This is a genomic window from Mycolicibacter sp. MU0102, from assembly GCF_963378105.1.
In the GTDB taxonomy this organism is placed as follows: Bacteria; Actinomycetota; Actinomycetes; order Mycobacteriales; family Mycobacteriaceae; genus Mycobacterium; species Mycobacterium holstebronense.
Genome location: NZ_OY726398.1, coordinates 2475168 through 2488202, shown reverse-complemented (window position 1 = coordinate 2488202; position 13035 = coordinate 2475168). Strand labels below are relative to the sequence as shown.

Below are 13035 nucleotides of genomic sequence, written 5' to 3'. Positions count from 1 at the left end.
AATAGTGAAACGAGGGCACAACGCTGCCCCTCGGCCGTGCGCCGTGCAAGCAGTTGTGTCTGACCGACCTTTGTGGAGGATTTGTCGATGACGTCATCGGATGGGACGCCCGCGGGCGCCAGCGGTTTCCCCGGCTCGGCCGGTGCCGAGACAGGCACAGTCGGCGGTAGCGGGCTCGCCGCCGACGTACACGCGCTGGAGCGGGCCATCTTTGAGGTCAAGCGCGTCATCGTCGGCCAGGACCAGCTCGTCGAGCGCATCCTGGTCGGCCTGCTCGCCAAGGGGCACGTGCTGCTCGAAGGTGTGCCCGGTGTCGCCAAGACCCTGGCCGTGGAGACCTTCGCCAAGGTGGTCGGCGGCAGCTTCGCCAGGATCCAGTTCACCCCGGACCTGGTGCCCACCGACATCATCGGTACCCGCATCTACCGGCAGGGCCGCGAAGAGTTCGACACCGAGCTCGGCCCGGTGATGACGAACTTCCTGCTGGCCGACGAGATCAACCGTGCACCGGCCAAGGTGCAGTCGGCGCTGCTGGAGGTCATGCAGGAACGCAAGGTCTCCATCGGTGGCAAGAGCTTCGCGCTGCCCAACCCGTTCCTGGTGATGGCCACCCAGAACCCGATCGAACACGAGGGCGTCTACCCGCTTCCCGAAGCGCAGCGCGACCGCTTCCTGTTCAAGATCAACGTCAGCTACCCCTCGCCGGAAGAAGAGCGCGAGATCATCTACCGGATGGGCGTCACCCCGCCGGAGCCCAAGCAGATCCTCGGCACCGGCGATCTGGTGCGACTGCAGACGCTGGCGGCCAACAACTTCGTGCACCACGCCCTGGTGGACTACGTCGTCCGGGTAATCACGGCCACGCGCCACCCCGAACAGTTCGGCATGCCGGATGTGAAGAACTGGCTGTCGTTCGGTGCGTCGCCGCGTGCCTCGCTGGGCATCATCTCCGCGTCCCGGGCGCTGGCCCTGGTGCGGGGTCGCGACTACGTGATCCCGCAGGACGTCATCGAGGTGATCCCGGACGTGCTGCGCCACCGCCTGGTGCTGTCCTACGACGCGCTCGCCGACGAGATCACTTCGGAGATCGTCATCAACCGGGTGCTGCAGACGGTGCCGCTGCCCCAGGTGAACGCCGTTCCGCAGCAACAGCATTCGTCGGCACCGGGTGCCCCGACCGCGGCGGCAGTGGCCGGCGGTCGGTGAGCGACCCCGACACCGGGGCTGAATCGTCTCAGGCGCCCGGAACCAGTAACGCACCGCCGTCGATGCTGCGCGGAGGAATCCGCGACCCCAAGCTGGCCGCGGCACTGCGGACCCTGGAGCTGACGGTCAAGCGCAAGCTCGACGGGGTGCTGCACGGGGATCACCTCGGCTTGATCCCCGGCCCCGGCTCCGAACCCGGCGAATCCCGGCTGTATCAGCCGGGCGATGACGTGCGCCGGATGGACTGGTCGGTCACGGCCCGCACCACCCATCCACACGTGCGGCAGATGATCGCCGACCGCGAGCTGGAGACCTGGCTGGTGGTCGACATGTCGGCCAGCATGGACTTCGGCACCGCCACCTGCGAGAAGCGCGACCTGGCGGTGGCGGCGGCCGCGGCCATCGTCTACCTCAACAGCGGCGGCGGCAACCGGCTGGGCGCCTTGGTGGCCAACGGTGAGCGCGTCGTGCGGGTGCCGGCCCGCTCGGGGCGCAACCACGAGCAGACCCTGCTGCGCACCATCGCCACCATTCCGCGGGCCCCGGTCGGGGTGCGTGGTGACCTGGCGGCGGCCATCGACGCACTGCGCAGGCCCGAACGCCGGCGGGGGATGGCGGTCATCATCAGCGACTTCCTCGGACCGATCAACTGGATGCGCCCGCTGCGAGCGATCGCCGCCCGCCATGAGGTGCTGGGCATCGAGATCCTCGACCCGCGGGACGTCGAGTTGCCCGACGTCGGCGACGTGGTGTTGCAGGACACCGAATCCGGGATCACCCGCGAATTCACCATCGACGCCAAGCTGCGGGACGATTTCGCCCGGGCCGCGGTGGCCCACCGCGCCGACGTCGCGCGCGCGTTGCGCAGCTGCGGCGCGCCGATGCTGGGGTTGCGGACCGACCGGGACTGGATCGCCGACATCGTCCGATTCGTCGAGTCACGCCGGCGCGGCGCGCTGGCGGGGATGCCGTGAACTCGACCCGTAAACAGACAGGTCTGCTATGACATTGCCGCTGCTTGGGCCGATGACGCTGACGGGCTTCGCGCACCCGTGGTTCTTTCTGTTCCTGTTCGTGATCCTGGGCCTGGTCGCGCTCTACATCCTCATGCAGGTGGCGCGGCATCGGAGGATCCTGCGGTTCGCCAACATGGAGCTGCTGGAGAGCGTGGCGCCCAAATCGCCGACGCGCTGGCGGCACCTGTCGGCGATCCTGCTGATCACCTCGTTGCTGCTGTTCACCGTCGCGATGGCCGGCCCCACCCACGATGTCCGGATCCCGCGCAACCGCGCGGTGGTGATGCTGGTGATCGACGTCTCCCAATCGATGCGGGCCACCGATGTCGCACCCAGCCGGCTGGCGGCCGCGCAGGAAGCCGGCAAGCAGTTCGCCGACGAACTGACCGCCGGCATCAACCTGGGCCTGATCGCCTACGCCGGCACCGCGACCGTGCTGACCTCGCCGACCACCAACCGCGATGCGACCAAGGCCGCGATCGACAAGCTGCAACTGGCCGACCGCACCGCCACCGGTGAGGGCATCTTCACCGCGTTGCAGGCCATCGCCACGGTGGGCGCCGTCATCGGCGGCGGTGACACCCCGCCGCCGGCCCGCATTGTGCTGCTCTCCGACGGTAAAGAGACGGTGCCGTCCAACCCCGACAATCCCAAGGGGGCGTTCACCGCGGCTCGCACCGCCAAGGACCAGGGCGTGCCGGTCTCGACGATCTCGTTCGGCACGGCCTACGGCTACGTCGAGATCAACGAGCAGCGTCAGCCGGTGCCCGTCGACGACGATTCGCTGAAGAAGATCGCCGATCTGTCCGGCGGCAGCGCCTACACCGCGTCCAGCCTGCAGCAGCTCAAAGAGGTGTACTCCACGCTGCAGGACCAGATCGGCTTCGAGACCATTCGCGGTGACGCGAGCACCGGCTGGCTGCGCCTCGGCGCATTCATCCTGGCGTTGGCCGGTCTGGCAGCACTGCTGCTCAACCGGCGCCTGCCCGCCTAGGCCCACTCAGGCGCTGACTCTGCGCTCAGGGCGCAAAAGTGCGAGAAGCCCGCGCCCTGTGCGCAGAGTCAACGTGTCGATTCGATAGGTTATGCCGGTGACAGACAGCGAAGCTCCCGCAGGAAAGCCCGCATTTGTGTCCCGTTCGGTCCTGGTCACCGGTGGAAACCGGGGCATCGGACTGGCGATCGCGCAGCGACTGGCCGCCGACGGCCACAAGGTGGCGGTGACGCACCGCGGCTCCGGTGCCCCCGAGGGACTGTTCGGGGTGGTGTGCGATGTCACCGACAACGACGCCGTCGACCGCGCGTTCAAAGAGGTCGAGGAGCACCAGGGCCCAGTCGAGGTGCTGGTGGCCAACGCCGGCATTTCCAAAGACGCGTTCCTGATGAGGATGACCGAGGAGCGTTTCGAAGAGGTCATCAACGCCAACCTCACCGGGGCCTTCCGGGTCACCCAGCGGGCGTCGCGCAGCATGCAGCGCAAGCGTTTCGGCCGGATCATCTACATCGGATCGGTCTCGGGCATGTGGGGCATCGGCAACCAGGCCAACTATGCGGCCGCCAAGGCCGGCTTGATCGGCATGGCCCGCTCGATCTCACGCGAGCTGTCCAAGGCCGGCGTCACCGCGAACGTCGTTGCGCCGGGCTACATCGACACCGAGATGACCCGGGCCCTCGACGAGCGGATCCAAGAGGGCGCCCTGGACTTCATCCCGGCCAAGCGCGTCGGTACCGCCGAAGAGGTTGCCGGTGCGGTCAGCTTCCTGGCGTCCGAGGACGCAAGCTACATCGCCGGCGCGGTCATCCCCGTCGACGGCGGCATGGGCATGGGCCACTAGCGACTCGTTCAGTTCAAGATAGGGGACTTTTCATGGCAGGCATTCTCGAAGGCAAGCGGATCCTGGTCACCGGGATCATCACCGACTCCTCGATCGCGTTCCACATCGCCAAGGTGGCGCAGGAGGCCGGCGCGCAACTGGTGTGTACCGGATTCGACCGACTGCGGCTGATCCAGCGCATCATCGACCGGCTGCCGGAGCCGGCGCCGCTGCTCGAACTCGACGTGCAGAACGAGGAGCACCTGGGCTCTCTGGCCGAGCGTGTCACCGAGGTGATCGGCGAGGGCAACAAGCTCGACGGCGTGGTGCACTCCATCGGCTTCATGCCGCAGACCGGCATGGGCATCAACCCGTTCTTCGACGCCCCCTACGAGGACGTCGCCAAGGGCATCCACATCTCGGCCTACTCCTATGCCTCGCTGGCCAAAGCGGTGCTGCCGATCATGAATCCCGGCGGCGGCATCGTCGGCATGGACTTCGACCCGACCCGGGCGATGCCGGCCTACAACTGGATGACGGTGGCCAAGAGTGCCCTGGAGTCGGTGAACCGGTTCGTGGCGCGCGAGGCTGGCAAGGTCGGAGTGCGGTCGAATCTGGTTGCGGCCGGGCCGATCCGGACCCTGGCGATGAGCGCCATCGTGGGCGGTGCCCTCGGTGAAGGTGCCGGCGAGCAGATCCGGCTGCTGGAAGAGGGCTGGGACCAGCGGGCCCCGATCGGCTGGGACATGAAGGACCCGACGCCGGTGGCCAAGACCGTCTGCGCGCTGCTGTCCGACTGGCTGCCGTCCACCACCGGAACGGTCGTCTACGCAGACGGTGGCGCGCACACCCAGTTGCTCTAATGGAGCTAGACGCCGTCCTGCTGTTGTCCTTCGGCGGTCCTGAAGGCCCGGAGCAGGTTCGGCCGTTCCTGGAGAACGTCACCCGGGGACGTGGCGTGCCGTCGGCCCGGCTCGACGCGGTCGCCGAGCACTACCTGCATTTCGGTGGTGTGTCGCCGATCAACGGGATCAATCGCGCGTTGGCCGACGCCATGCGTGCCGAAATGCCCAGCCTGCCGGTGTATTTCGGCAACCGCAACTGGGAGCCCTACGTCGAGGACGTCGTCGCCGCGATGGCGGCCGACGGCGTCCGACGTGCCGCGGTGTTCCCGACCTCGGCGTGGGGCGGATATTCGGGCTGCGACCAGTACGCCGAGGACATCGCCCGGGCGCGAGCGGCGGTGGGGGAGCAGGCCCCGGAATTGGTGAAACTGCGCCAGTACTTCGACCACCCGTTGTTCGTGGCAATGTTCGCCGAGGCGATCGCCACGGCAGCCGACAGCCTGCCGCCCGGCCTGCGCGATTCGGCCCGGCTGGTGTTCACGGCGCACTCCATCCCGGTCCGCGCCGACGCACGCTATGGCCCCCAGCTGTACAGCCGCCAGGTGGCCTACGCGACGAGTCTGGTCGCGGCCGCCGCGGGCTACACCGACTACGACCAGGTGTGGCAGTCGCGCTCGGGGCCGCCGCAGGTGCCCTGGCTGGAGCCCGACGTCGAAGCGCACCTGGCGGCCCTGGCCGAGGCGGGCGTGCCCGCGGTGATCGTGTGTCCGATCGGCTTTCTCAGTGACAACATCGAGGTGGTCTGGGACCTCGACAACGAAGTTCGCTCGGCGGCGCAGGCCGCCGGAATCGCCTATGCGCGGGCGTCCACGCCCAACGCCGATCCACGGCTGGCCCGGCTGGCTCGCGGACTGGTCGAGGAGCTGCGCGACGGCACCGCACCCCAACGCGTCGCCGGTACGTCCGGCCTGGGCTGCGGGTTCGGGGTCGACGGGGCGCCGTGCGGTTCATCGCACTGCTCGGCGGTTGTGGTGCCCGCCGAAGCGGGTCGCTAGTTCCGCCAGGCCGAGTGCAGAATCTCGGTCACCGCCGCGCTGCGTGCCGAGCGCACCACACTCGTCAACGGCGCCACGGCATCCACGGCGCGCTGCACCGCCGCTGATGTCTGAGCGCTGGCGGTCAGCAGATCGGCGCTGACGGTGATGATCGCCTCGACGTGGGCGGCGCTCTGCAGAACACGCACTGCACGGTTTGGCGCGTGATCTGGAATCCGATGCAACAGCGCAGCTTCCATCATCTGCTCCACTCGCAGGCGCGGATCCTCCACGCCGTAGTCGGCCCAGCGCGAACCGGTGGAGCCCAACGCTTCGGCCGCCGTTCGCACCGCCGACCGCAACGAATACTCGGCGTCACCGAGATCGACCTGTTCGCTCGCCGGAATGCTGGTCAGTGGGAACACGGTCCAGCACAGCTCGGCGGCGTAATCAGCGTCGGCGTCGGTGTCATCTGTGTACGCCGGCACCAGCCCGATCGGATGTGAGGCATCGGACGAGCCGATCAGAACGGCCTCACCGGCGAGGATCGCCTCCTGGGAAAAGATCGTTCCAGCCGGTAGCCCGCGGACATCGCCGGGAACCGGAAACACCGGTCGAATGCCGTCTGCGGCGGCCGAGGACCCCGCGCCGCGCACCAATTTCAGCAGGGCGGCCGCGCCGCTGTCGCACGCGTCCGGCCATGACAGGCCGACGCGGCTCGCGACGACCGCATCGTGGGCAGCGACCGATTGCACTGGCGCCCAAGCCGATAGTGCGTCCAACACATCATCGGGTGCGGCCACGCCGGCAAGCCAGGCGTTGGCCCACACCGACAGGGAAGTACTCGGGCACCACATGATGCAAGGCAGTGTAGTTGCCCGCGGCGTCGTCGCCGGACCGCACAGGTTCTGGCGATTCTCGGGCTATCCTGACCGCATGCCGACTGCCCTGATCTGGTTGGTCTTCGCACTCGGGCTCGCAGGAGCCGAGGCCCTCACGGGTGACATGTTCCTGCTCATGCTCTCCGGTGGTGCGTTGTCGGCGGCGGGGGCCAGCGCCCTGACCAACTGGCCGCTGTGGACCGACGGTGCGGTGTTCCTGGTGGTATCGGTGCTGTTGCTGGTCTTGGTGCGCCCCGCCCTGCGCCGCCGGCTGTGGGCGGGAACCGGCGGCGAAACGGGCGTACTGGCGCTGCAGGGCAAGACCGCCCTGGTGCTCGACCGTGTCGAACAGCACGGCGGGCGGGTGAAGCTGAACGGCGAGGTGTGGACCGCCCGCGCGCTCACCGACGGCGACGTCTTCGAACCGGGTGAGCAGGTCACCGTGATGCACATCGACGGCGCTACCGCCGTGGTCGGCAAGATCTTGTAAGGAAAGGAATCGTCATGGAAGGCGTCACAACCGGGCTGTTGCTGCTGGCCGTGTTGGTGGTGTTCGCGGTGATCGTGGTCGCCAAGTCGGTCGCGCTGATCCCGCAGGCCGAGGCGGCGGTGATCGAGCGACTCGGCCGCTACAGCCGCACCGTCAGTGGTCAGCTGACCCTGCTGGTTCCGTTCATCGACCGGGTGCGGGCCCGCATCGACCTGCGTGAACGGGTGGTGTCGTTCCCGCCTCAGCCGGTGATCACCGAGGACAACCTGACGCTCAACATCGACACCGTCGTCTACTTCCAGGTCACCAACCCCAAGGCCGCGGTCTATGAGATCAGCAACTACATCGTCGGTGTGGAACAGCTGACCACCACGACGCTGCGCAACGTGGTCGGCGGGATGACGTTGGAGCAGACGTTGACCTCCCGCGAGGTGATCAACAGCCAGCTGCGCGGCGTGCTCGACGAGGCGACCGGGCGGTGGGGTCTGCGGGTGGCCCGGGTGGAGCTGCGCAGCATCGACCCGCCGCCGTCGATCCAGGCGTCGATGGAGAAGCAGATGAAGGCCGACCGCGAGAAGCGGGCCATGATCTTGACCGCCGAGGGCCAGCGCGAGGCCGCGATCAAACAGGCCGAGGGCCAGAAGCAGTCCGAGATCCTGACTGCCGAGGGCGCCAAGCAGGCGGCGATCCTGGCCGCCGAGGCCGACCGGCAATCCACGATGCTGCGGGCCCAAGGTGAACGCGCCGCCGCCTACCTGCAGGCCCAGGGCCAGGCCAAAGCGATCGAGAAGACCTTCGCGGCGATCAAGGCCGCCCGGCCCACCCCCGAATTGCTGGCCTACCAGTATCTGCAGGTGCTGCCGGAGATGGCCCGCGGCGAGGCCAACAAGGTGTGGGTGGTGCCTAGTGATTTCGGCACGGCCCTGCAGGGCTTCACCAAGCTGCTCGGTGCTCCCGGCGAGGACGGGGTTTTCCGCTACCAGCCGTCACCCGACGACGAGCCGCGGCACCGATCGGAGGACGACAGCGACGAAGTCGCCGACTGGTTCACCACCCAGACCGACCCGGCGATCGCCCAGGCAGTGGCCAAGGCGGAGGCCGATGCGCGCAAGCCGGTCGAGGGCGTGTTGCCGGCGCAGCTCGATCCCGGTCCGGCGTGAGTGCGCTGACGGCACGGCCGACCTACGCGGCGCTGGCCGCATTCCTCGCCGGAGACGCCGTGGCCTCGGCGATCCCGGTGCCCTATGTCGCCAAGAACATGGATGCCATGCGGATTCCCGAGGAGGTCCGCTGGGCGGTCCCGGTGGCCAAAGCCGCCACCGCGTTGGGGCTGGCATCGGTATTCCGCTTCCCGGCCGTCGCCCGGCTCGCCACCGGATTGTTGACGTTGTATTTCGCCGGGGCGCTGGGCATCCACCTGCGTGTGCGTAACCGGATCGCCAACATCGTGCCCGCAGTTCTGCTGCTGATGGTGTTCGCCGCGATGACGGCCCAGGGCCCGCACACCGCCGGGGGCGGGGTACGGGCCCTGGAGTCGTAGCGCCGGCGCTTTCTAGCCTCTGCGGGAGGAGGCGGCGGTGTGCTCGTCGAGGGTGGTCGCCTTGTAGGCGTAGGCGGCCACCACCGCGCCGAGCAGCTGGGCGATCAGGTAGACCCAGAGGAATTTCCAGGCGAAGATCCCCGACAGCATCAGGCCGAAGGTGATGGCCGGGTTGAACGCGCCGCCCGAGATCGCGCCGACCGCCACCACGCCGACGGTCACCACGAATCCGATCGCCAGACCGTAGAAGCTGTTGCCGGCACTGTCTTTGCTGGTTGCGGTGTGCAAAACCACGTAACACAGCGCGAATGTGAATACTAATTCGGCCAGGAATGCGGGCCAGACGGTGCCGGTCAAATCAAGTGTTCCGGTCGCGTACTTGTCGTGCCACAACCCGAATCCCACACCGAACGCGGCGAGTGCACCGACCAACTGGGCAACGATGTAAGGCCCCAGGTCGCCCAATGGCAGCGCGCCCCGCAAATACGCGGCCACGGAGACGGCTGGGTTCAGGTGGCCGCCCGAGATGTGCCCACTGGCATAGACCATCACCATCAGCACCGAGCCGATGCCCAGCGCGGTGGCAGCGACGCATTCGGTGCCGGACAAGACGATGCCGAGCACAGCGAACATGAAAACGAACGTGCCGATCATTTCGGTCAAATATTTGCGCACCGAGGCGTTCCGATCAGCCATTGATCCGGTCCCTTCACTCCGTCGAGCACTTGTCCAATTTGTGCTGTGCCAGCACATGGCACTAAAGATGACTGTAACGGCGCAGAGTCTTGCGCCCGCTAATCGCACGCGGGTTTCACCGAATTGTTGCTGGATTAATGAGGGCTTCGTGTTGTTTGCCGATGCGCTATCGGTCCGGGCGCAATTCGACCAGCGGCAGCGGCGTGTTGGGAGGGGTTACCGCTTCGCCCAGCGTCTTCTCGAGCACCGCGCTGAACTTCTCCCACGTGCGGGGGTGGCGCTCGATGTAGTGGCCCAGCACCCGGTCTGCTTCGGCCTGCTCCAGTACCCGGGCGGTGGCCGGTACCGCGGCGCTGCTCCCGGCGTAAACCCGTACCCGGGGGTTGGCGCGGATGTTGCGAAACCATTGAGCGCGCCGCCCAAAGCCCGATGCCACCACATAGCTGTCGCCGGCGGCGTGGTCGATGACTTCGAGGACGACGCGGCGGCGCACGCCCGTCTTGCGTCCGACGTGTTCGAGCATCAACAGGCGCTGGCCGAAGAGGGCGCCGAGTCGCGCGCGATACAGCCAGATCGGGGCGCGCATCAGCCGTCGTGAACTCAGCAGTCGGCTGACCGTGTCGGCCAAGGACGGCATCTTCAGCACGCTACCCGCGGCTCCGCCGGCGCGGCGGGTCCTGCGTCGGGCGGACGAACAAAGCCAACAGCGTCTTGCCGACAGACACCGCAGCCGACGGGTTGTCCACCAGAACCGTGACCTGGTCGCCGAACCGCCGGCGAAGTTCGCGTTGCAGTCGGTCATACAGCGTCGATTCCGAGGCGGGGCAGCCGTGGCAGGCGCCGGACATCCGCACCCGCACCTGGTCGCCGGTCACCTCGACCAGCTCGATCGCGCCGCCGTGCGACGCGGCGATATCGCCGATCGGCCCGTCCAGCAGTTCCTGGGCTGCCCGCGTCAGGTCGCCGGTGCGCTCGGCGGGGGCGACCCGCCAGCCGGCCGGTGTTCGCAACGCTTCGTCGAGTGCGGCGCGGATCTCCTCGCCGCGAGCCCGCCAATTCTGCTGGCGGCTCAGCGTGATCGTGATCTCCGATCCGGCCACCGTCAGCTCGTCGATGACGCCGTCGTCCCGCAGCTCACCCAGCCGGCCGGGAGCCTGCTGGACCCGCCCGGCTGCGGGCATACGGTCGTGGTCGACCACCCACCGCACCCGTTGCGGGTCAGCGGTGGCCACCGCATGCATGGGGATCATGCGCCCAGGCCTGACGCGATCGACCGGGCGGCGAACGCCATCACCCAGGCCAAGACGAACATGTAGCCGAAGGAGAAGGCCGGCCATCGCCAGGAATTGGTCTCTCGGCGCATGACCGCGACAGTGGACATGCACTGCAGCGCGAACATGAAATACACCATCAGCGCGATGACCGTCGGTGCGGTGAACACTCGCCGGCCGTTGTCGTCGGACATCGACAGCAGCGCCTGGTGCGGGTCGGTGGGGTTGGTCGCCGCCGACACCTGCCCGAGCGTGGACACGAACACCTCCCGGGCCGACAGTGACCCCACGAGCGCAATGTTGGTGCGCCAGTCGAAGCCCAGGGGCGCAAAAACCGGCTCGATCGCCCTCCCGATGCCCGCGGCGTAGCTGTGGTCCAGGACGTAGGCGGTGGCGTCGGGTGCTGGCAGCGCTGCCGTCTCGGCGCCACGGGTGGGCAGATTCATCAACACCCACAGCACCAGCGAGGTGGCCAGGATGACGGTTCCGGCCTTACGCAAGAAGATCTTCGCCGCGTTCCACATCGCGATGAGAACCGCAGTGGGCGAGGGGAAGCGATACGGCGGCAGTTCCATGGTGAACGGCAGCAGGTCGCTGCGCAGGATCGTCGACTTGAACACTGCTGCGGCCAGCAGCGCCGAGGTGCCACCGCCCAGATACAGCAGGAACATGGTGACACCCTGCGCGCTGAAGCCCCACCAGCGCGTCTGTGGTGCCACCAGGAGCCCGACGAGCAGGGTGTAGACCGGCAGCCGAGCGGAGCACGTCATAAAGGGCGCGCTGATGATGGTGGCGATCCGATCACGCGATGACGGCAGTGTGCGTGTTGCCATGATCCCGGGGACTGCGCAGGCGAACGAGGACAGCATCGCCACGAACGCGCGACCTTCCAGTCCGGTTCGGGCCATGACACGATCCATCAGGAATGCGGCACGTGACATGTAGCCGACATTCTCCAGCAGTGCAATCAGTAGGAACAGCAACACAATCTGCGGAAGAAACTGCAACACGGTGCCGACGCCGCCGATCACCCCGTCGCCGATCAGACCGCCAACCACCGTGCCGCCGAAGTGGCTGTTGACCTGCGATCCCAACCAGTCGAGCCCGGCGGCGATCCGGTCCTGCAGCGGGGCGGCGACGGTGAAGATGATCTGGAAGAACGCGAACATGACCGTGAAGAAGACCACGATGCCCCACAGTGGGTGCAGGACCAAGCCATCGATCCGGGCGGTCCGCTGATCCCGTTGCGGGGCAACGTAGTCCGCGGCCGAGAGCACCGAGGCGCCCCACGCATCGAGCGCCTCGGTCTCCGACGGCGGCAGTACCGCAGGCCGTGACCAGGTATCACTGGAGCCCAACAGGGCGCGTAGGCCCTCGATGCCGGCGCCGCGGTTGGCGATGACGGCGAGGACCGGTACTCCGATCGCGGCCGCAAGGGCTTCCACGTCGACTCCACCGCGGCGCGAACGCAATTCGTCGGTCATGGTGAGCACTAACAGGGTGGGAAGGTCCAGGCGCAATACCTGGCCCACCAAGGTGATGGAGCGGCGCAGTGTGGTGGCGTCGGCGACCAACACGATCGCGTCGGGCCGGCCGATTCCGTTGATTCCGCCCGCCAACACGTCGACAACAACCTGTTCGTCCGGGCTGATCGGGTCCAGGCTGTAGGTGCCGGGCAGGTCTTCGATCGCCACGTCGACACCGCCGACGGTCACCACCCCGACGCTGCGCCCCACCGTGACGCCCGGATAGTTACCGGTCTTGGCGCGCAGCCCGGTCAGGTGATTGAACAGGCTGGTCTTGCCGGCGTTCGGGCTTCCGACCAGCGCGATCCGCTGTGCCGGCGTCACATTTACGGCTGTGGCCCTGTCCTCGTGGCAGTCGGTCATCGCTGACCACCGCACGCATCGATTTCCGGGTCGATCTCGATCAGCCGGGCTTCCCGGCGCCGCAGACACAGTTCGGTGTCTTGCACGCGGTAGATGGTGGGATCGCCCAGCGGGGCCCGGCGCACCACGTCGACGCGGGCGGCGGGGCGGAATCCGAGCTGACGCAGTCGATTTGCCACCGCCGGCGGGGCGTGCAATGCGGCACCGACGATGGTGGCCCGCTGGCCCGGCGCCAAGTCGGCGAGCACGTTCGCCGATTCGGTTCCCTGCGACGATCGTCGCCGCCACCTGCGCATCAGAAGCCCCAACGTTAGATCAGCTTATTGCCTGAAAGGTACGCCTGATTCGCCGAT

General features: G+C 67.7%; 15 protein-coding genes. 9 read left to right on the top strand and 6 right to left on the bottom strand.

The genetic code is table 11. The features are described from left to right. Nucleotides 1–87 precede the first annotated feature (87 nt). The 6 genes from moxR1 (at nt 88) to RCP37_RS11520 (ending at nt 5936) form a co-directional block, all read left to right on the top strand. On the top strand, nt 88–1206 hold the full coding sequence (gene moxR1, locus RCP37_RS11545) for a chaperone MoxR1 (protein WP_308483268.1): 1119 nt from the start codon (nt 88–90) through the stop codon (nt 1204–1206). Nucleotides 1207–1268: 62 nt separating this feature from the next. Continuing rightward, nucleotides 1269–2180: a DUF58 domain-containing protein gene (locus RCP37_RS11540; RefSeq protein ID WP_308487046.1), complete on the top strand. Its 912-nt coding sequence runs from the start codon at nt 1269–1271 to the stop codon at nt 2178–2180. A 28-nt stretch (nt 2181–2208) separates the two neighbouring features. Beyond that, nucleotides 2209–3216 carry a VWA domain-containing protein gene (locus tag RCP37_RS11535; RefSeq protein WP_308483267.1) on the top strand — a complete coding sequence of 336 codons (1008 nt, stop codon included), beginning with the start codon at nt 2209–2211 and terminating at the stop codon, nt 3214–3216. Between the two features lie 97 nt (nt 3217–3313). Beyond that, a complete protein-coding gene (gene fabG1 / locus RCP37_RS11530; RefSeq protein WP_373693004.1) occupies nt 3314–4057 on the top strand; it encodes a 3-oxoacyl-ACP reductase FabG1 in 744 nt (247 codons plus the stop codon). 32 nt (nt 4058–4089) lie between these two features. Further along, nucleotides 4090–4899 (top strand): NADH-dependent enoyl-ACP reductase InhA, encoded by an 810-nt coding sequence (gene inhA, locus RCP37_RS11525; protein WP_024443408.1) that lies wholly within the window; start codon nt 4090–4092, stop codon nt 4897–4899. After that, nucleotides 4899–5936: a ferrochelatase gene (locus tag RCP37_RS11520; protein WP_308483266.1), complete on the top strand. Its 1038-nt coding sequence runs from the start codon at nt 4899–4901 to the stop codon at nt 5934–5936. The genes inhA and RCP37_RS11520 overlap by 1 nt, the downstream gene beginning before the upstream one ends. Here the strand turns inward: RCP37_RS11520 and RCP37_RS11515 are convergent. Then, the gene (locus RCP37_RS11515; protein ID WP_308483265.1) at nt 5933–6772 is read right to left on the bottom strand and encodes an Rv1486c family protein; all 840 of its coding nucleotides are present in this window, start codon (nt 6770–6772) and stop codon (nt 5933–5935) included. The genes RCP37_RS11520 and RCP37_RS11515 overlap by 4 nt on opposite strands. A 79-nt stretch (nt 6773–6851) precedes the next feature. Between RCP37_RS11515 and RCP37_RS11510 the strand changes: the two genes are divergently transcribed. Genes RCP37_RS11510 through RCP37_RS11500 form a run of 3 tightly spaced genes read left to right on the top strand, consistent with a single transcriptional unit; the run spans nt 6852 to nt 8826 of the window. Then, nucleotides 6852–7286: an NfeD family protein gene (locus RCP37_RS11510; RefSeq protein ID WP_308483264.1), complete on the top strand. Its 435-nt coding sequence runs from the start codon at nt 6852–6854 to the stop codon at nt 7284–7286. Nucleotides 7287–7300: 14 nt separating this feature from the next. Beyond that, nucleotides 7301–8446 (top strand): SPFH domain-containing protein, encoded by a 1146-nt coding sequence (locus RCP37_RS11505; protein ID WP_308483263.1) that lies wholly within the window; start codon nt 7301–7303, stop codon nt 8444–8446. Continuing rightward, a complete protein-coding gene (locus tag RCP37_RS11500) occupies nt 8443–8826 on the top strand; it encodes a DoxX family protein (RefSeq protein ID WP_308483262.1) in 384 nt (127 codons plus the stop codon). Before RCP37_RS11505 ends, RCP37_RS11500 begins: the two co-directional genes overlap by 4 nt. A gap of 12 nt (nt 8827–8838) precedes the next feature. Here RCP37_RS11500 and RCP37_RS11495 read toward each other — a convergent pair whose 3' ends face one another. The 5 genes from RCP37_RS11495 to RCP37_RS11475 all read right to left on the bottom strand — a co-directional run bounded on the left by RCP37_RS11495 (nt 8839) and on the right by RCP37_RS11475 (nt 12978). After that, nucleotides 8839–9522, bottom strand: a complete 684-nt coding sequence (locus RCP37_RS11495) for an MIP/aquaporin family protein (protein WP_224971028.1) — start codon at nt 9520–9522, stop codon at nt 8839–8841. A 166-nt stretch (nt 9523–9688) separates the two neighbouring features. Continuing rightward, nucleotides 9689–10159 (bottom strand): nitroreductase family deazaflavin-dependent oxidoreductase, encoded by a 471-nt coding sequence (locus RCP37_RS11490; RefSeq protein ID WP_224971026.1) that lies wholly within the window; start codon nt 10157–10159, stop codon nt 9689–9691. Nucleotides 10160–10169: 10 nt separating this feature from the next. Further along, on the bottom strand, nt 10170–10772 hold the full coding sequence (locus RCP37_RS11485) for a NifU family protein (RefSeq protein ID WP_308483261.1): 603 nt from the start codon (nt 10770–10772) through the stop codon (nt 10170–10172). Beyond that, complete coding sequence (feoB, locus tag RCP37_RS11480; RefSeq protein WP_308483260.1) at nt 10769–12643, bottom strand: ferrous iron transporter B; 1875 nt, start codon at nt 12641–12643, stop codon at nt 10769–10771. The genes RCP37_RS11485 and feoB overlap by 4 nt, the downstream gene beginning before the upstream one ends. A 35-nt stretch (nt 12644–12678) precedes the next feature. After that, the gene (locus RCP37_RS11475; RefSeq protein ID WP_308483259.1) at nt 12679–12978 is read right to left on the bottom strand and encodes a FeoA family protein; all 300 of its coding nucleotides are present in this window, start codon (nt 12976–12978) and stop codon (nt 12679–12681) included. Nucleotides 12979–13035 lie beyond the last annotated feature (57 nt).